The following is a 17,729-nucleotide window of genomic DNA, read 5'->3' as shown; positions in this document are numbered from 1 at the left end:
GTCCCTCGCGAGGGGGACGCCGACGGGGAGGGGGGTCGGCACAATGACGGAGTGGGTGACAACAGTGAGGGCGTACGGGCGGTGAGGTCCCGATGGCGGACCGCCGAGGCCGGTACCCGCGCCCTGGTCACGAGCGTCGTCCTGGCCGTCCTCGCCGTCGCCGAAGTCCTCGTCCGCAGCACCGGCTTGGCCGGTGGCTTCGCCGCCCTGCTGCTGCTCGCCCTCGCCTCCACGCTCCCCCTCGCCTTCGTCCTCGGCACGGGACGGCTCGCCCGGACCTGCGCCGCCCTCGCGCTCAGTGCCGCCTGTGTGCTCTCCCTCGTGCCCTTCGGAGGGCTCACCGTCGGCGGGGTCGTGGCCCAACTGGTGTGCGTGTACGTGCTGGGCCGCGCCGGAGCCACCCGTCTCGGCGGACTGCTCGTCCTCCCCTACGTCGCGATCGCCCTCGGCAGCCCCGAGGAACTGACCCGGATCGTCGCCGTCCTCGTCGCGACCCTCGCCTCCGCCGCCGCGGCCACCGGCATCGCCCACCACGTACGCAGCACGGCACAGGCCCACAGCGCGACCGAACAGGCCTTCGCGGACACCCTCCTCGAACATGCCGCCCGGGGTGAACGGGCGCGTATCGCAAGGGAGTTGCACGACGTCGTCGCGCATCACATTTCGATGATCGCCGTCCAGGCGGAGACCGCCCGGCTCACCACCCCCGGGCTGCCGGCCGAGGGCGCCACCCGCCTCCTCGCCATCGGCGACACCGCGCGCACGGCACTGACCGAGATGCGGCGGCTGTTGGGCGTGCTGCGGGAGGACGCCGACACAGGAGTCCAACGCCGCCCCCAGCCCGGCCTCGGCCAACTCATGGACCTGGTCGACGAGTCACGCGACGCGGCCGGGTCCCGCACCCGCCTCATCGTCAGCGGTCCCATCACCTCGCTGGACCCCGGCATCGAGGTCACCGCGTACCGGATCGTCCAGGAGGCCCTCACCAACGCCCGCCGGCACGCGCCGGGCGCGGCGGTGGACGTAGAACTCCGTTACGGGGACGAGGACTTGGCGCTGCGCGTGCGCGACAACGGCCCGGGGCCCACCGCCGTCGTCTCCGGCCACGGCCTGCTCGGCATGCGCGAACGGGCCGCGACGGTCGGCGGCACCCTGCGCACCGGTCCCGCTCCGGGCGGCGGTTTCCTGGTCGAGGCGCGACTTCCCGTCAAGTCGGCGGCGGAGGCGGCGCTGCCGTGAGCATCCGGATCGTCGTCGCCGACGACCACGAGATCGTCCGGTTCGGATACGCCGGAATCCTCGCCACCCAGGCCGACTTCACCGTTGTCGGCACGGCCCGCGACGGCGCCGAGGCGGTACGCGTCTGCCGCGAGGAGTCGCCCGACGTCGTGCTGATGGACGTACGCATGCCGGTCATGGACGGCATCGAGGCCACCGCGCGACTCCAGAACGGCCCCGCGACACCAAGGGTGTTGGTGCTGACCACCTTCGACCTCGACGAGCATGTCTACGACGCGCTCGCCGCCGGTGCCAGCGGGTTCCTGCTCAAGGACGTGACCGCGGAACGGCTCTTCGAGGCGGTACGGGTCGTGGCCGCCGGTGAGGCGCTGCTCGCGCCCGGGATCACGCGGCGGCTGATCGCCGAGTTCGCGCGGATGCGCCCGAAGGCGCCCGCACAGGGCAAGTTGGACGTCCTCACCCCGCGCGAGACCGACGTCCTGCGGCTGCTCGCGGAGGGACTGTCCAACCCCGAACTCGCCGAACGGCTGCACGTGGGCGAGGAGACCGTGAAGACACACGTCAGCCGGATCCTGTCGAAGCTCGGGCTGCGGGATCGTACGCAGGCCGTGGTGATGGCCTACGAGACGGGACTCGTCGTGCCGAGGACCGGCTGACGGCGGCGGGCGCGCGGCACCGGCAGCAGCCACCACGCCGACGCCACCGACAACACCGCCCCGACCGCGATCCCTTCGAGCCGGGTGGGCAGCAGGCTCAGGGCGTCCTGGCCGAAGTAGCCGAGGAGGAGGGAGAGCGCGCAGGTCATTCCGGCGGCCCAGTAGGCGTAGTTGAGGGGGCGCAGCCACAACGCCACCGCGAGGACGGCGAACATCAGCGCCACAGCCGTGTGGCCGGTGACGCCGACCAGCGCGACACCCGCGGCCAGCAGCGTGCCGACCGTGGCTCCGGCGAGGCGTTCAAGTCCCTTGCGCAGTACGTCCGTTCGGCCGCGGTTGCCGCTCGCGGCGACGTATGCGGTGAGGACGACCCACGGCCAGTGGTCGTCGAAGAACAGCTGCCCCAGGATGAACGCGGCGGCGATTCCGGCCGCCATCTGGAGAGCCATGCGGGTGCTGGGGCGGGGGTGGAGGCGGGAGCGGCGCGGGGGTTGATCGGGGGCGGTTTCCGCGCGCCAGTGCCGTGGCCCGAACCGGTCCCCCAGCCCCTGCACCAGCCAGACCCCGGCACACGCCAGCGCCCCGACCAGCGCCGCCCAGCCCCAAGTGACCAGCCCGCTCTGCGCTTTGGCCGGCAGCGCGGGGCCGGGTATGACGAGGAGGGCCACGAGCGGAAGCGCCAGCAGGGTGCCGGCCTTCGTGGCGGTGGGGCCGTAGCGGCGGATCCAGATCGCCAGCGCCATGCCCGCCGTGTAGACGGCGGCACCGAGCACGTAGTGAGAGGCGAGCAGCCGGCCGACGAAGATCGAGGCACCGGCCGTGACGGGCAGCAGGACGAGCGCGGTGAGCCGGCGGCGGGTGTCGGCGGTGCGCTGGGAACGGGCCAGGGTGAGGGTCAGCGCGACCGCGAGAACCAGCACGTCGGTGTGGAGTCCTTCGGCGCCCTCCAGCCAGAGGGCGAAGCCCCAGCTGAGCAGCACGGCGGTCATCGTCAGAGCCGCTTCGTACGCGTTGCGTATTAGTTTTGCGGTCACTTTCGGGAGAATAGCGGGCTCCATAGACTCTGGATAGTAAGCATCCGCGTACGATATCCGTCATGGATCATCTCTCCGAGGCCGCCCGCATCCGTCGTGGCGTCGTCCGGCTGAACCGGCGACTGCGGCAGGAACGCGGCAACGAGGCCGGGCTCACCCCGAACCAGCTGATCGTCCTCGGACATCTGCACCGGCATCACTCCGCGACGCCCGGCGAGATCGCGGCGGCCGAGCGGCAGCGCCCGCAGTCCCTCACCCGCGTCTTCGCCGAACTGGAGACGGAGGGGCTGATCGCACGCGAGCCGGGCACCGTGGACCGACGTCAGTCCGTCCTCACCCTGACGGCGAAGGGGCACCGGGCACTGGACCAGGACATGGTCGAGCGGGATGTGTGGCTGGCGGAGGCGTTGGGGGCGTTGAGTGCGACTGAGCGAGGGGTGTTGGAGTTGGCTGCGGCGATTATGGAGCGGTTGGCAGGTCGTTGATTGGCTGCCGGCCGGTGGGGGCTGGTCGCGCCCGCGCGGCGGAGCCGCAAATGTCACAGCCCCGCGCCCCTAGGGGGTTGCCGTGCCCGGTGTTGCCATGTCCCGCCGCCGCTCTTTCAGAAACCTCCGCCGAAGTCTCCGCCGCCATCGCCGCCGCCTCCGAAATCACCGCCGTCCCCGAAGCCGCCGCCGAAGTCACCGGGGTCGAAGTTCGCGCCGGAGACGTCGCCGCCGTCGTAGCCGCCGGTGCCGAAGTCGCCGTAGCCCGTGCCGTAGTCGGAGGCGTAGGACGGGGTGGACATCATGCTGCCGAGGAGCGTGCCGACGAGGAGGCCGGGGAGGAGGCCGCCGCCGAAGTAGCCGCCTGCCCAGGGGCCGTAGGCCGGGCCGGCGTCCCAGTACGGGCGGCGGCCGTAGTCCGTGTCGACCTCGCGGATCATCGGGTCCCGGCCGTCGGCGAGGCGGGCCTGGTCGGCCGCGCAGACCGGGACCTCGCGGGGTGCGCCGCCGGGCGGGGTCCAGGTGGCGTCGGCGACCGAGGGGCCGTGGCGCGGGTCGAAGAAGCAGGGGGCCCGGCGTTCGGGCAGGGGGCGGCCCTCGCGGCGGGCGGCGAGTTGGGCGAGGGAGAAGCGGCCGTCCTCCAGGGCCTGGGTGACCGGCCGGACGTCCTCGGGTTTCGTGGCCGCCGCCATGTACGACTTCGCCTGTTCGTAGGCGTCGAGGGCGCGTTCGTAGTCCGCGCGCATCGCGTCGTCGGCGCCGGGTTCGGCCGGGTGGAATTCGAGGCGGTCCAGTTCCTCGCCGAAGGCCGTGATGTCCTCGTCCACGACCACCCGTAGCTTGTCGAGCGCCGCCCGCTGTTCCTCCTCGCGGCGGCGACGGCCGCGCTTCACCAGCGTGTACGCCCCCGCGCCACCGGCCACCAGCACCCCGCCCGCGACGATCAGCGCCGTACCGGAGACTCCCCCGCCGCCGTCCGATGAGCCGCCCCAGGACGCGGGGGCCGAGCCGCCCATGCCGGCGAGCGCGCGGTCGGTGAAGTCGGTGAGCTGGGTCTTCGCGTCCTCGCCCTGGACGCTGCTGACCAGGTTCTGCACGGCGGTGTTCGACAGGACGGAGGAGTCGGCCCGGGCAGCGAACTGGTTCCCGACGCGGACAGCGTAGAGGCCGGTGATGCCGGTCGCGGTGCGGAGGGTCGTGAAGCTCGTCGCCGGATAGCCGGCGGGGAGGACCACGAGGAAGACCGGTTTGTCGGCCTTCTTGATGCGTTGCGCGAGCGCGTCGGCGTCGTCCGACGACAACACGGAGCCGGCCGCCGGGTCGACGTAGACCGGGCCCTTGCGCAACGCCTGCCCGATCGTCGAGACGCTGGTGTCCGCGGCGGCGGGGGACGCCATGGTCAGGGCGGCGAGCAGGAGGACCAGCAGGAGCCCCGGGAGGCTTCGGGTCCGGATCACGGCCTTCATGACTCGACGCTACCCGAAGCGGGGCTCTTTGGTCGGCCCACCTGTGGCCGCTCGTCAGCCGCCGCTCACCAGCTGATCCGGGCCGCCACCGGCAGGTGATCGCTGCCGGTGGCGGGCAGTACCCACGAGCTCCGCGGCCGCACCCCTCGTACCAGAATCTGGTCGATGCGCGCGATCGGGAAGGACGCCGGCCAGGTGAAGCCGAAGCCGTTCCCGGCCGTCTCCTGGGCCGAGGTCAGCCGCGAGGTGAGGCCGTGGAACACGCGGTCGTCCGTGGTGCCGTTCAGGTCGCCGAGCAGCACCACCCGCTTGTTCGGTTCGGCGGCGATCGCCTTGGTGAGCGCGCGTGCGCCGAAGTCGCGCGAGTCCGTCCAGAAGCCGTGCCTGGGCATGACCCGCACGGAGCCCAGGTGCGCCACGTACACCGCCAGCGGCCCGTGAACCGTGGTCACCGTGGTGCGCAGCGCCCGGACCTCGGCCGCCGCCTCCGCCGCCGATTCGGGCGGCTTGGTCTTCGCCAGCGGCCCGGCATCGCCCCGTACGACGTCGACGGGCCGCGTGTCCGACAGCGGCAGCTTGCTCCACAGCCCGACCGTGCCCCGCACCGCGTGGTAGGGGTACGTCTTCGCGAGCCCCTTCTCGTACGTGCCCCGGGCCTGGTCGGTCAGCTCCTCCAGGGCCAGCAAGTCCGCGCCGGAGGCGGCCAGTCGGCGGGCGGTGCCGACCGGGTCGGAGTTGCCGGCGTCGACGTTCTGGCTCACGACGGTGAGGTCGCCGCCCGGATGGGACTTGTCGGTGAGCAGCCCGCCGAAGAGGCTCAGCCACACCGTGACCGGCAGCACCAGCGCGACCACCCCGGCGGCGGACCGGCGCCACAGCGCCGCGGCCAGCAGCACCGGCACGTACAGGCCGAACCACGGCAGGAGGCTCTCCACCAGGCTGCCGATTCCCGCGATGTCCGGGATCCGGGCGTGCAGCAGCATGAGCAGGCCGAGCAGCAGGGCCGGCACCGCGAGCTCCGGGCGGCGTTTCCAGGGTTCGAGAGGAATCCGGGGGATCTTCACCTCGTCACTCAAGGCGGTCCGGTGTTGCCGGCGCGTATGGAGTTTTCGATACGCGGACGATATGTGCCGACTCCTACCATCGGACCCATGCGTGTGCTGATCGTCGAGGACGAGCCCTACCTGGCGGAGGCCATCCGCGACGGCCTGCGCCTGGCCGCGATCGCGGCCGACATCGCGGGGGACGGGAACAGCGCGCTGGAGCTGCTGAGCGTCAACGCCTACGACATCGCCGTACTCGACCGCGACATCCCCGGCCCCTCCGGCGACGAGGTCGCCCGCCGTATCGTCGCCTCCGGCAGCGGCATGCCGATCCTCATGCTCACCGCCGCCGACCGACTCGACGACAAGACCACCGGGTTCGAACTCGGCGCCGACGACTACCTCACGAAGCCCTTCGAACTCCAGGAACTCGCGCTCCGGCTGCGGGCGTTGGACCGTCGCCGCGCCCACAACAGGCCCCCGGTAAGGGAGTTGGCGGGCCTCCGCGTCGACCCGTTCCGCAGGGAGGTCTACCGGGAAGGCCGCTATGTCGCGCTGACCAGGAAGCAGTTCGCCGTGCTCGACGTCCTGGTCGTCGCCGAGGGCGGGGTCGTCAGCGCCGAGGAACTCCTGGAGCGGGCCTGGGACGAGAACGCCGACCCGTTCACCAACGCCGTGCGCATCACGGTCTCGGCGCTGCGCAAGCGGCTCGGCGAACCCTGGATCATCGCCACGGTGCCGGGCGTCGGCTACCGCATCGACACGCAAGCGGAGACCGGAGAAGACCGTGGATAGGGCGCCCGGGCTGAGCGTCCGCCTCAAACTCACCCTCAGCTACGCCGGATTCCTCATGGTGGCCGGTGCCTTGCTGCTCGCTGCGGTGTGGGTGTTCCTCCTCCGGTATGTCCCCAACCGGGCGATGCTCATCAACCCCGATGACCGGCCCACCGGGGTTTTCCCCATCCGGTCCGCCCTGCTGGACGTCTTCGCGCCGAGAGCGGCCGCGGTCCTCGCGTTCCTGCTGGTGTTCGGCCTGGTCGGAGGGTGGATCCTCGCCGGGCGCATGCTCGCCCCGCTGACCCGCATCACGGAGGCCACCCGCATGGCCACGGACGGCTCGCTCTCCCACCGCATCCAACTCCCGGGCCGCGAGGACGAGTTCCGCGAACTCGCCGACGCCTTCGACGCCATGCTCACCCGGCTCGAAGCACACGACGCCGAACAGCGGAGATTCGCGGCCAACGCCTCCCACGAGCTGCGCACCCCGCTGGCGATCTCGAAGGCGCTGCTCGACGTGGCCCGCACCGACCCGGACCACGACACCGGTGAACTCGTCGACCGCCTCCACGCCGTCAACACCCGAGCCATCGACCTCACCGAAGCACTGCTCCTGCTCAGCCGCGCCAACCAACGGTCCTTCACCCGGGAAACCCTCGACCTCTCCCTCGTCGCGGAAGAGGCCACCGAGACACTGCTCCCCCTCGCGGAGAAGCACGGCGTCACCATCGAGACCGACGGCGACATCGCCCCCACCCGAGGCTCGCAGCCGCTCCTGCTCCAACTCACCACGAACCTCGTGCAGAACGCGATCGTCCACAACCTGCCCGAGAAGGGCACCGTCTGGGTGACCACCGCCGTCGGCCCCGACTCCGCGGTCCTCACGGTCGAGAACACCGGCGACCCGCTCACCCCCCACCAGGTCTCGACCCTCACCGAGCCCTTCCAGCGCGGGACCGAACGCGTCCACACCGGCCACGCGGGAGTCGGCCTCGGCCTGGCGATCGTCAAGACCATCACCGGCGCCCACGACGGCACCCTCACCCTGACCCCGCGCCCGGCCGGCGGCCTCCGCGTCACGGTAGAGCTACCAGCCAACCAGCCGCACCCCCCGCGACGTTGAGGCCGCAGGGGGTGCGGGGAGACCACGGGGCGGTTGCTATGCCGCCTTGTACGCCTCCTCCAACTTCTTCACAGCCGCCGCGTACTTACCCGTCAGCAGCAGATGGTCCGCGTCGGCGAACGGCTTCGACACCGCCGCCGTCACGTTCTGCCCCACCTTCGCCTGCACGAGCAGCCGCGCCTTGGTGACCAGCGCCTTGCCGGTCGCCGCCGAGCGGGCCTTCCCCGCAGCGGCCTCCAGCGCCTTCAGGGCGGCCGTGCCACCCGTCGGCGCCTTCGTCAGCGTCGTCAGTCCCCAGCCGTACGGGAACTGCGGATCGTACGACGTGTCACCCACGTTGATCGGGAGCTGAGCCTCCGACTTCGGCCAGGTGACCGGGAGTTGACCGGTGAAGGACCGCTTGCCGTAGAGCACGTCGGCCACGCCGTCGCCCTCGGTGCCGGGCAGCCAGGAGGCCACCAGGGCGTCGATCTTGGGGAGTTGGTCCCCGATCAGCTGCGGTCGCCCGGAGACGATCAGCACCGCGCACTTCATCGCCGCGCACACCTTGTCCACGGCTGCCTGGTCGGCCGGGGTGAGGGTCAGGTCGTTGCCGTTGCCGACATCGCCGATGCCCTCGGCGTACGGGGTCTCGCCGACGACGACAACCCCCACGTCATAACCACCGGTCGAGGCGGACGCGTCCTTCGAGTACGTGACGTTCCCGCCGGCGTTCTTCATCCCCTGGAGGATCGTCGTGCCGGTGGTGTTGGTGCCGGACGCGCCCTGCCAGGTGATGGTCCAGCCGCCGGTCTGGTTGCCGAGGTCGTCGGCGTTGGAACCGGCGACGTAGACCTTCTGCGACTTCTTCAGCGGGAGGACGTTGCCCGCGTTCTTCAGCAGCACCTGCGACTCCGCCGCCGCCTGTCGCGCCACGGCCCGGTGCGAAGTCGAGCCGATCTTCGACGCGTTGCTGGTGTCGGCGTACGGCTTCTCGAAGAGGCCGAGCTTGAACTTCTGGGTGAGGATGCGCGATACGGCGTCGTCGATCCGCTTCTCGGTGACGTGGCCCGCCTTCACCTCGGCGATGAGCGTCGAGCTGAAGTCCTTGTAGCTGTACGGGACCATCATCATGTCGACGCCCGCGTTGACCGCCGTGTCGACGTGCGAGGCGTAGTCGCCGGGGAGTTGGTCGATGGCGTTCCAGTCGCTGATGACGAAGCCGTCGAAGCCCATGCGGTTCTTGAGGACGCCGTTGATCATGTCGGCGCGTGCGTGCATCTTCACCGGGCCGAGGCCGTCGCCGACGATGTCGAGCGAGGAGTAGGACGGCATGACCGTGCCGATGCCCCGGTCCACGGCCGTCTGGTAAGGCGCGAGGTGGATGGCTTCCAGCTGCTGCCGGGTGACGGTGGTGACGCCCTGGTCGATGGTGTAGGTGCCGGTGGTGGAGGAGCCGTAGGCCGTACCGCCGTCGCCGACGAAGTGCTTGGCGGTGGCGAGGACCTTGTCGTCGTCCTTCAACTGCTTGCCGTTCGCGGCGCCTTGGAGACCCTGGATCACCGTCTCCATGGACTGGACGAGCGCCGGGTCCTCGCCGAACGACTCGTAGGAGCGGCCCCAGCGTTCGTCGCGGGTGACGCAGAGGCAGGGCGCGAAGTCCCACGGGACGCCGGTCGAGCGGACCTCACTGGCCGTCACGGCGCCTGCCTGCTCGGCGAGTTGGGGGTCGCGGGTCGCGCCGATGCCGATGTTGTGCGGCATGATCGTGGCGCCGGCCAGGTTGTTGTGGCCGTGGACCGCGTCGACACCGTAGATCAGCGGGATCTGGAACCGCGTTGCCTGCGTGCGGAGTTGGAACGAGTCGATCATCTTCGCCCAGGCGGCTGCCGTGTTGGGCGTCGGGGTCGAGCCGCCGCCGGAGAGCAGGGAGCCGAGGTCGTAGGAGGCGATGTCGGCGCCCGTGCCGATGCCGCCGCGCTCGGCCTGGGTCATCTGGCCGGCCTTCTCCTCCAGCGACATGCGCTTGACGAGGTCGGCGACGCGCTTCTTGATGGGCAACTTGCTGTCCAGGTACGGCAGTCCGTGCGCGTCGATGACGACCTGCGGGTTCTCGGTCGGGGCCTTCGCGCCGGTGACCGTGAGCTTCAGCGGGATCGTCTCGGCGTTCTCGGCCGACCTGTCCTTGAGCGTGCGGACCTTGACGGTCTGCGTGGTGCCGGACGCGGTGCCCGCCGGGAAGGTGAGCGTGCCGGAGACCGGGGTGTAGTCCTTGCCGGAGGTGGCGGTGCCGCCGTCGGACGCGTAGGCGACGGTCACCGGGTCGTCCAGCGGGACGGCGCCGGTGGTGGAGACGGTGACCTTGACCGCGGCCGTACCGCCCTGCTTGACCGGGTAGACGGCCGAGTCGGTGGTGACGGAGGCACGCAGGGACTGGTCGGCCTTGCCGTACAACTCGACGTCGTCCATGGCGAATTGGCCGTGGATGCCGACCGGGAGGGTGACCGCGTAGCCCCACATCTGGGTGAGGCCGAGGACGTGGTCGATGCCGCCGACGGGCTGGTAGTCCGTGCGGTATACGAAGTTGGTGAACGGGATCTCGATCTGTTTCCAGCCGGTGAAGTCGTCCGTGAAGGACGTCGTCCACAGCTCGGAGGCCTCGCCGTTCGCGCCGCCGTCCTTGATCTCGAAGTTGGTGGCCTTGCCGGTGTTCTGGCCGTCCCACCAGAAACGGATGCCTTGGTGCGCCGACCAGTCGTGGCCGGGTTCGGTCGCGGCGTAGTCGTGGGTGAAGCCGCCGTAGCCGCTGATGTCGTACGTGCCGGTGAGTACCTTCGCGCCCTCGGGGGCGTCCGGTCTCGCCGTCAGGGCGAGTTGAGGCGGGTCGTCCGTGTCACCGCCCCAGGTGAAGATGCCCTCGGCGGGCTGGCTCGCGAAGGGCACCTCGCCCTCGAAGCGGTCGACGGGGGTGGGGGCTGGGTCGGCGGCGGCGGCCGCCTGGGAGACGGCGGCCGGTGACAGCAGCGCGGCGCACAGGGCGGTGGAAACGAGCAGGGCGGTTCTTGGCATGGACCTTCCCTCGGCTCTGGAGCTCTGGTTCACTCTGGGTTCGCACAGTTCACTCATGACTTAGATCACGCCGTGAGTTAACTAACGGCCCGCAGACCCGTCAAGACATCTCGTCAGGAAGGGCTAACGCATCCATGTCCAGGAGAACCCCCCGCACGGCCCGGCTGCTGCTCGCCGGACTGCTCTCCGTGGCCGGCTTCACCGCGGCCGTACCCCCCGCACACGCGGCCGGTGAACAGGTCACGGCCTGGCTCACCACCACCGACGACACCGCCGGACGCCATGTCACCCGCGGCCTCCAGGCCCAGACGCCGTTCGCCTTCTCGTCCGGGACGGGCGGCAGCGGCGAGAACATCACCGTCGACGAGAACACCCGCTACCAGACCTTCACCGGTGGCGGCGCGTCCTTCACGGACACCGCTGCCTGGCTGATGAACAGCAGCGGCGCGCTGTCGGCGGCGACCCGCAACGCGACCATGACGAAGCTGTTCTCGCCTACCGACGGGATCGGGCTGTCGTTCCTGCGCAACCCGATGGGCGCCTCCGACCTGGCCCGCTACGGCTACTCGTACGACGACGTGGCAGCCGGCCAGACCGACCCGAACCTCAACTCCTTCTCGATCGCGCACGACCTGGCCGATGTCGTGCCGCTCACCAAGCAGGCGCTCTCGCTGAACCCGTCGCTGACTGTCATGGCCTCGCCATGGACGGCACCGGCGTGGATGAAGGACAGCGGTTCGCTCAACGGGGGCTGGCTGAAGTCCGAGGACTACGGCGCCTACGCCAACTACTTCGTCAAGTACCTCCAGGCGTACAAGGACCAGGGCGTTCCGGTCTCGTACGTGACCGTCCAGAACGAGCCGACGTGTTGCTCCGGGTACCCGTCGATGAGCTGGAACGCGTCCGGGCTCGCCTACTTCACGAAGAGCGAGCTGCTCCCGAAGCTCAACGCGTCCGGCCTGACCACGAAGGTGCTGGCGCACGACTGGAACTGGGACGTATACGACTCGTACGCCGCCTCGACGGTGGACGACGCGGCCGTCCGCTCGAACCCCAACTTCGGCGGCATCGCCTGGCACGGCTACGGCGGTGACGTCACCAAGCAGACCACCGTCCACAACCAGTACCCCACCCTCGACGCCTTCGGCACCGAGCACTCCGGCGGCACCTGGATCGCCAACCAGCAGCGCGAGGACATGAACAACATCATCGACTACACCCGCAACTGGGCGAAGTCGGTGACCAAGTGGTCCCTCGCCGTGGACCAGAACATGGGCCCGCACAACGGCGGTTGCGGCACCTGCACCGGCCTGATCACCGTGCACAACGGCGACGGCGCGAGCGGGACCGTCGACTACACCGTCGAGTACTACACGATGGGCCAACTGACCAAGTTCGTACGGCCTGGTGCCCAGCGGATCGCTTCTACGGCGTCCACGAACGTGCCGAACGTGGCGTGGCGCAACCCGGACGGTTCGAAGGCGCTGATCGCGTACAACGACGCGTCCACCGCGAAGACCGTCACCATCAACTGGGGTGGCCAGCACGCGACTTACTCCCTCCCCGGCAAGACGTCCGCCACCTTCACCTGGACGGGGACGCAGGCCGGCGGCGGCAGCCAGACCGGCGCGTTCGTCGGCCTCGCGAGCAAGTGCCTCGACGTGGCCGGGGGTTCGACCACCAACGGCACGGCCGTCCAGCTCTACGACTGCAACTCCTCGACCGCCCAGCAGTGGACCGTGGGCACCGACGGCACGGTCCGCGCGCTCGGCAAGTGCCTTGACGTGACGTCGGCTTCGACCGCGGACGGGGCGAAGGTCCAGTTGTACGACTGCAATGGAACCGCCGCGCAACAGTGGTCGTACAACGCGAGTACCGGTGATGTGGTGAATACTGCGGCCAACAAGTGCCTGGACGTCACGGGCAACACGTCGACGAACGGGACCCGGGCGCAGATCTGGACGTGCACGGGGGCTGCCAACCAGAAGTGGCATCTGCAGTAGGTTTTCGCCCCCGCCGCCCCTGCCCGTCCCATCCTTCTGGGGCTCCGCCCCAGACCCCGCCAGGGGGCTCTGCCCCCTGGACCCCCGCTCCTCAAACGCCGGAGGGGCTGATTTTTAGCCCCTCCGGCGTTTGGCTCCCCTACTCCGCCGGCTCAACTCCCGCGCGCAGCAAGCCGTACGTGTACGCGTCCGCCAGTGCCTGCCAGGACGCGGCGATGACGTTCTCCGCGACGCCCACCGTCGACCACTCCGCCGAACCGTCCGACGTGGCGATCAGGACGCGGGTCGTGGAGGACGTGCCGTGCTTGCCCTCCAGGATGCGGACCTTGTAGTCGACGAGCTCCAGTTTGGCGAGCTGGGGGTAGATCTTTTCGAGGGCTACGCGGAGGGCGCGGTCGAGGGCGTGGACCGGGCCGTTGCCCTCGGCGGTGGCGACGATGCGCTCGCCCTTGGCGAAGAGTTTGACCGTGGCCTCGTTGGCGTGGGTGCCGTCGGGGCGGTCCTCGACGATGGCGCGCCAGGACTCGACCTCGAAGTAGGAGCGGGCCTTGCCCTCCGCCTCCGCGCGGAGCAACAACTCGAAGCTCGCGTCCGCCGCCTCGTATGTGTAGCCCTTGAGTTCGCGTTCCTTCACGCGCTCCACCACCCGGCCGACCAGCTCGCGGTCGCCGCTGATGTCTACGCCGAGTTCCTTGCCCTTGAGTTCGATCGACGCACGGCCCGCCATGTCGGAGACCAGCATCCGCATGGTGTTGCCGACCTGCTCGGGGTCGATGTGCTGGTACAGGTCCGGGTCGACCTTGATCGCGGAGGCGTGCAGGCCCGCCTTGTGGGCGAAGGCGGAGACACCGACGTACGGCTGGTGCGTCGAGGGGGTCAGATTCACCACCTCGGCGATCGCGTGCGAGATGCGGGTCATCTCGCGGAGCTTGCCGTCGGGGAGGACCTTCTTGCCGTACTTCAGCTCAAGGGCGGCGACCACCGGGAAGAGGTTGGCGTTGCCTACGCGCTCGCCGTAGCCGTTCGCCGTGCACTGGACGTGGGTCGCGCCGGCGTCGACGGCGGCGAGGGTGTTGGCGACCGCGCAGCCCGTGTCGTCCTGGGTGTGGATGCCGAGCCGGGCGCCGGTGTCGGAGAGGACCGTGGAGACGACCGCCTGGATCTGCGCCGGAAGCATCCCGCCGTTGGTGTCACAGAGGATGACGACGGACGCGCCGGCCTCGGCGGCGGACCGTACGACCGCCTTCGCGTACTCGGGGTTGGCGCGGTAGCCGTCGAAGAAGTGCTCGCAGTCGACGAAAACGCGGCGGCCCTGGGCGACCAGGTGGGAGACGGTGTCGCGGACCATCGCCAGGTTCTCGTCGAGGGTCGTGCGCAGGGCCAGCTCGACATGCCGGTCGTGGGACTTCGCGACCAGGGTGATGACGTCCGCGCCGGAGTCCAGGAGCGCCTTGACCTGCGGGTCCTCGGCCGCCTTCGCGCCCGCCCGCCGGGTGGCGCCGAACGCGACCAGCTGGGCGTGCTTGAAGTCGATCTCCTGCCGGGCGCGGGCGAAGAACTCGGTGTCCCGCGGGTTGGCGCCGGGCCAGCCGCCCTCGATGAAGCCGACGCCGAAGTCGTCCAGGTGCCGTGCGATGGCCAGCTTGTCCGCGACGGTGAGGTTGATGCCCTCCCGCTGCGCGCCGTCACGCAGGGTCGTGTCGAAGACGTGGAACGAATCGTCGAGTTCGCTGGTTTCCGTCATGGTGTCTGGCTCCTGAGGATCTGAATCTCGGTCTGTACCGGAATGACCGGCTCCACCGTCCCTCAATGATCCCTCGCACTGCTTTCCCGGCTGCGGGTGGGCCAGAAAAGCGAAAAACCCCTCGCGGGTGCGAGAGGTCTGCGCGCGGGTCGAGTGACGACGGTGGCCGCCCGTACGTGGTCGTACGAGGCGGTCACTGCGGACCGGCGCGCCTGCTGCCAATAATCGTGGCGAACGAGAACACGGACGCAGTCTGGCACACCCGCGCCCGTGCTCACCGTCCGTCTCATGATGCGAACAGTCGGTTGATCAACTCGCCTGGCGTACGAACACGTCCGAGACCCCGTTGGTGTCCCCCGGCACCAGGTCGGGCGACGCCGACTCGAACGCGACGACCATGCCGTCGTCGTTGACGGACGGGTGCAGCGCCGGGAGGTCGCTACGGCCGCCCCAGCGGTCGGCGCTCATCAACTGCCGCTTGCCGGTGGCGAGTTCGAGCAGGTACACGGAACCCCCCGAGGCGTACGCGACCCGTGCTCCGTCCCCGGAGAGCGAGGGCTCCGCGCCCCTGCCGACCCGGACCGTGGTCCCGGCGTCGAGGTCACGGACGTAGACGTCACGGCCGTGCTGGAAGGCGACCTTGCGGCCGTCATCGCTGATGGAGGGTGCCGATGCCTTGGCGGCGGCCTTCTCCAGGGTGCCGGTGTCCAGGTCGCGGACGTGGACGGCGCCGCCCTGCTCGAAGGCGATGTACCGGCCGTCGTAGCTGATGGACGGGTTGGTCGCCGCCTGGCCGGTGGGGGCGCTGACCACGTCGGTGGCGCCGCCGTTGAACGTGAAGCGGTAGATCCGGGGCCGGGGTGCGGGGTCGGTGGTGGTGGCGGGCAGGGTCGCGGCGTAGGTGATCCACCGGCAGCCGGGTTCCATCGCGGGCTGTCCCATCCAGGTGAAGCGGACGCCCTGGTAGGAGGCCAGGCCGGTCAGCTTGCCGACCGAGCGGTTGCGGATGAAGACCTCCGGGGCACCGTCGGTCGCGTGCGGCGCCACGTAGCCGACCATGCGTCCGCTGGTGCAGGGCGTGCCTTCGGCCGAGGGTTTCTGGGTGGCGTCGTTGACCTGGGAGACACCTCCGGGCGCGTTGACGAAGACACTGCCGTCCGACGTGAAGGAGAGGTTGCGGTCGTCCGCGATCACCGGGTCGTGGGACGCGGTGGTGCGCTGCTGCCCGTCCCGCGTGAGACTGATCCGTTCGGTGACGTACGGCATCGGGGCCGGGCGCATGGCGAGTTCGCCCGAGTAGACGAACACGTCCGACTCCCCGTTGGTGTCGTCCGGCACCAGGTACGACGCCGCCGAACTGAACGTCACCGTGCGGCCGTTGGCGGTCAGCGCGTCCGGTCCGACCTGGGTGTCGCGCGGGAACGCCGCGCCCTTTCGCCCGGTCCGCAGGTCGCGCACCCGGGTGCCGTCCTCGCCCGAGACGACGGCGTACCGGCCGTCCGCCGTGACCGACTCCGGACGCCCATCGGCCACGCGCCGGGACTCCCCCGTGCGCAGGTCATGGACGTACAGGCCGCCCTCGGCATCGAGGAGGACGCGGCGGCCGTCCGCGGTGACGCGGACCAGGTAGGCGGCTCCGAGACCCGTGTCGACCTGGGTTCGCTCGCCCGTCGCCCGGTCCTTGACGTAGACGTCGGCCGGGTCGTCCTCGGAGCCGGTGCGGACGCCGTACGCGACCCGCTTTCCGTCGCCGCTCACCGAGGCGCCGTTCTTGTCGCCCTCCTCGGCCGGTGAGACGAGTTCGTCGGTGCCGGTGGCCGTGTCGCGGACATACAGGAGCCGGGTGGCGTCCGGACCGTTGCGGTTGCCGAGGGTGTACGCGACGTGTGCGCCGTCCGGGCTGAGCGACTCCACGCGGCCCAACTCGTTCGATCCGGGCGGGTTTTCGGGCCACAGCTTCGTCGAACTGCCGGTGGTGCGGTCGTACAGGTACGGGGCTGTGAAGCGGGTGCCCGCGGAGTACGCGACCCGGCCCCCGTCCGCGCTCAACACCGGTGCGCTGTACGCGTATCCGGGACCGAGGTCGATCGCGGTCACCCCGCCGGTCGTCAGGTTCTTCACCCGCAGGCACGAGAAGGAGCGTGCGCAGCCGAAGCTCGGCGCGGTCGACGTGAACGCCACGGAACGGCCGTCGGCGCTGATCGCCGCCTCGGCGGACGAACCGTCGGCCTGGGTGCCGTCGGCGGCGGTGCTGACCCGTTCCGCACCGGGCGGCCGGTGCGGTGCCGCGTCGGCCGGGACGGCGGTGGCACCCAGCGCGAGGAGCAGCGCGGCGCCCAAGGACATGGTGGAGGTACGTCTGGACATCAACATGGCTTCCCCCGAAACCTCGTCGTCCCCCGGTCCCTCACCGGGAACCCACAGGGATGCAAACGCACCGGGCTCCACAGGGTCAATCGGCCGTCTTGCGTACAACCGGGACGGAAGGTCACGCGTCCGCGAGGAGCCCCTCGTCGATGAACTCCCGTACGTGGCCGAGAACTTGCGCCCGGTCCGTGCCCCGCAGCCCGATCGCCACGTGGATGGAGAAACCGTCGAGGAGAGCGCGCAGCCGGGCGGCGAACCGGTCCGGGTCGACGGCCCGGAACTCGCCCCGGGAGACGCCCTCCGCGATCAGTGCGACCAGGTCGCGGTGCCAGACGCCCTCGATGGCGGCCTGCCGGTCGCGGGCGACAGCGTCGGCGGCAGCGCTCTGCGAGCGGTTCCAGACCTCCAGCCACAGCGTCCAGTGCGGGTCGCGGTGGCCTTCGGGGACGTACAGGTCGACGTACGCGTCCAGGCGCTCGCGGGCCGTGGCTCCCGTGCGGGTGAGCAGGCGGCCGCGCTCGGCGCCCAGTCTGCCCTCGCTCCATTCCAGGGCCTGGAGCAGGAGTTCGTCCTTGGAGTGGAAGTAGTAGAGGAGATGGCCGCTGCTCATGCCGACCTCGCGGCCGAGCGCCGCCATGGTGAGCTGCTCCAGGCCACGTTCGGCGATCATGCCCATGGCCGCGGCGAGGACGTCCTCGCGCGGCGGCGCGTTCTTCCGCGCACCGGCCATCGTCCGACTCCCTC

13 protein-coding genes are annotated in these 17,729 nt (G+C 70.4%); 6 read left to right on the top strand and 7 right to left on the bottom strand.

Annotation, left to right across the window (positions count from 1 at the left end; all coding sequences use genetic code 11):
- Positions 1–51: 51 nt before the first annotated feature.
- Together ACGFY9_RS30075 and ACGFY9_RS30070 are read left to right on the top strand one after the other, a co-directional pair.
- A complete protein-coding gene (locus tag ACGFY9_RS30075) occupies positions 52–1,239 on the top strand; it encodes a sensor histidine kinase (RefSeq protein ID WP_393759329.1) in 1,188 nt (395 codons plus the stop codon).
- Complete coding sequence (locus ACGFY9_RS30070; protein WP_033282708.1) at positions 1,236–1,895, top strand: response regulator transcription factor; 660 nt, start codon at positions 1,236–1,238, stop codon at positions 1,893–1,895. Before ACGFY9_RS30075 ends, ACGFY9_RS30070 begins: the two co-directional genes overlap by 4 nt.
- Here the strand turns inward: ACGFY9_RS30070 and ACGFY9_RS30065 are convergent.
- Positions 1,859–2,929 (bottom strand): FUSC family protein, encoded by a 1,071-nt coding sequence (locus ACGFY9_RS30065; protein ID WP_393759327.1) that lies wholly within the window; start codon positions 2,927–2,929, stop codon positions 1,859–1,861. The genes ACGFY9_RS30070 and ACGFY9_RS30065 overlap by 37 nt on opposite strands.
- A 62-nt stretch (positions 2,930–2,991) precedes the next feature.
- On the opposite strand from ACGFY9_RS30065, the gene ACGFY9_RS30060 reads away from it, so the two are divergent.
- Positions 2,992–3,414: a MarR family winged helix-turn-helix transcriptional regulator gene (locus tag ACGFY9_RS30060; RefSeq protein WP_393759325.1), complete on the top strand. Its 423-nt coding sequence runs from the start codon at positions 2,992–2,994 to the stop codon at positions 3,412–3,414.
- A 116-nt stretch (positions 3,415–3,530) separates the two neighbouring features.
- Here the strand turns inward: ACGFY9_RS30060 and ACGFY9_RS30055 are convergent, their stop codons facing one another.
- Both ACGFY9_RS30055 and ACGFY9_RS30050 read right to left on the bottom strand, forming a co-directional pair.
- A complete protein-coding gene (locus ACGFY9_RS30055) occupies positions 3,531–4,880 on the bottom strand; it encodes a hypothetical protein (protein WP_393759323.1) in 1,350 nt (449 codons plus the stop codon).
- A gap of 65 nt (positions 4,881–4,945) precedes the next feature.
- The gene (locus tag ACGFY9_RS30050; RefSeq protein ID WP_393759529.1) at positions 4,946–5,944 is read right to left on the bottom strand and encodes an endonuclease/exonuclease/phosphatase family protein; all 999 of its coding nucleotides are present in this window, start codon (positions 5,942–5,944) and stop codon (positions 4,946–4,948) included.
- A gap of 87 nt (positions 5,945–6,031) precedes the next feature.
- Between ACGFY9_RS30050 and ACGFY9_RS30045 the strand changes: the two genes are divergently transcribed.
- On the top strand, positions 6,032–6,718 hold the full coding sequence (locus ACGFY9_RS30045) for a response regulator transcription factor (protein WP_393759321.1): 687 nt from the start codon (positions 6,032–6,034) through the stop codon (positions 6,716–6,718).
- Entirely contained in the window at positions 6,711–7,823 is a 1,113-nt protein-coding gene (locus ACGFY9_RS30040) for a sensor histidine kinase (RefSeq protein WP_393759319.1), read from the top strand. Before ACGFY9_RS30045 ends, ACGFY9_RS30040 begins: the two co-directional genes overlap by 8 nt.
- A 36-nt stretch (positions 7,824–7,859) precedes the next feature.
- Here ACGFY9_RS30040 and ACGFY9_RS30035 read toward each other — a convergent pair whose 3' ends face one another.
- Positions 7,860–10,871 (bottom strand): glycoside hydrolase family 3 N-terminal domain-containing protein, encoded by a 3,012-nt coding sequence (locus tag ACGFY9_RS30035; protein WP_393759317.1) that lies wholly within the window; start codon positions 10,869–10,871, stop codon positions 7,860–7,862.
- Positions 10,872–11,005: 134 nt separating this feature from the next.
- Here ACGFY9_RS30035 and ACGFY9_RS30030 point away from each other — a divergent pair, with 134 nt between their 5' ends.
- Positions 11,006–12,874, top strand: coding sequence for a ricin-type beta-trefoil lectin domain protein (locus ACGFY9_RS30030; protein ID WP_393759315.1), 1,869 nt, complete (start codon positions 11,006–11,008; stop codon positions 12,872–12,874).
- A 139-nt stretch (positions 12,875–13,013) separates the two neighbouring features.
- Here ACGFY9_RS30030 and cimA read toward each other — a convergent pair whose 3' ends face one another.
- The 3 genes from cimA to ACGFY9_RS30015 all read right to left on the bottom strand — a co-directional run bounded on the left by cimA (position 13,014) and on the right by ACGFY9_RS30015 (position 17,715).
- The gene (gene cimA / locus ACGFY9_RS30025) at positions 13,014–14,618 is read right to left on the bottom strand and encodes a citramalate synthase (protein ID WP_393759314.1); all 1,605 of its coding nucleotides are present in this window, start codon (positions 14,616–14,618) and stop codon (positions 13,014–13,016) included.
- A 309-nt stretch (positions 14,619–14,927) separates the two neighbouring features.
- Positions 14,928–16,985 (bottom strand): hypothetical protein, encoded by a 2,058-nt coding sequence (locus ACGFY9_RS30020; RefSeq protein WP_393759312.1) that lies wholly within the window; start codon positions 16,983–16,985, stop codon positions 14,928–14,930.
- Positions 16,986–17,106: 121 nt separating this feature from the next.
- Complete coding sequence (locus tag ACGFY9_RS30015) at positions 17,107–17,715, bottom strand: TetR/AcrR family transcriptional regulator (protein WP_393759310.1); 609 nt, start codon at positions 17,713–17,715, stop codon at positions 17,107–17,109.
- Positions 17,716–17,729 lie beyond the last annotated feature (14 nt).

It is taken from the genome of Streptomyces sp. NPDC048504, from assembly GCF_043200035.1.
Taxonomy (GTDB): Bacteria; Actinomycetota; Actinomycetes; order Streptomycetales; family Streptomycetaceae; genus Streptomyces.
This window is presented reverse-complemented; position numbering and strand designations above follow the sequence as displayed.

What these genes read in the sequence shown, in the direction of transcription:
- ACGFY9_RS30060 (WP_393759325.1), top strand. Translation starts at nt 2,992, where the DNA reads ATGGATCATCTCTCCGAGGCCGCCCGCATCCGTCGTGGCGTCGTCCGG.
- ACGFY9_RS30055 (WP_393759323.1), bottom strand. Translation starts at nt 4,880, where the DNA reads ATGAAGGCCGTGATCCGGACCCGAAGCCTCCCGGGGCTCCTGCTGGTC.
- ACGFY9_RS30045 (WP_393759321.1), top strand. Translation starts at nt 6,032, where the DNA reads ATGCGTGTGCTGATCGTCGAGGACGAGCCCTACCTGGCGGAGGCCATC.
- ACGFY9_RS30035 (WP_393759317.1), bottom strand. Translation starts at nt 10,871, where the DNA reads ATGCCAAGAACCGCCCTGCTCGTTTCCACCGCCCTGTGCGCCGCGCTG.
- ACGFY9_RS30030 (WP_393759315.1), top strand. Translation starts at nt 11,006, where the DNA reads ATGTCCAGGAGAACCCCCCGCACGGCCCGGCTGCTGCTCGCCGGACTG.
- cimA (WP_393759314.1), bottom strand. Translation starts at nt 14,618, where the DNA reads ATGACGGAAACCAGCGAACTCGACGATTCGTTCCACGTCTTCGACACG.
- ACGFY9_RS30020 (WP_393759312.1), bottom strand. Translation starts at nt 16,985, where the DNA reads ATGTCCAGACGTACCTCCACCATGTCCTTGGGCGCCGCGCTGCTCCTC.
- ACGFY9_RS30015 (WP_393759310.1), bottom strand. Translation starts at nt 17,715, where the DNA reads ATGGCCGGTGCGCGGAAGAACGCGCCGCCGCGCGAGGACGTCCTCGCC.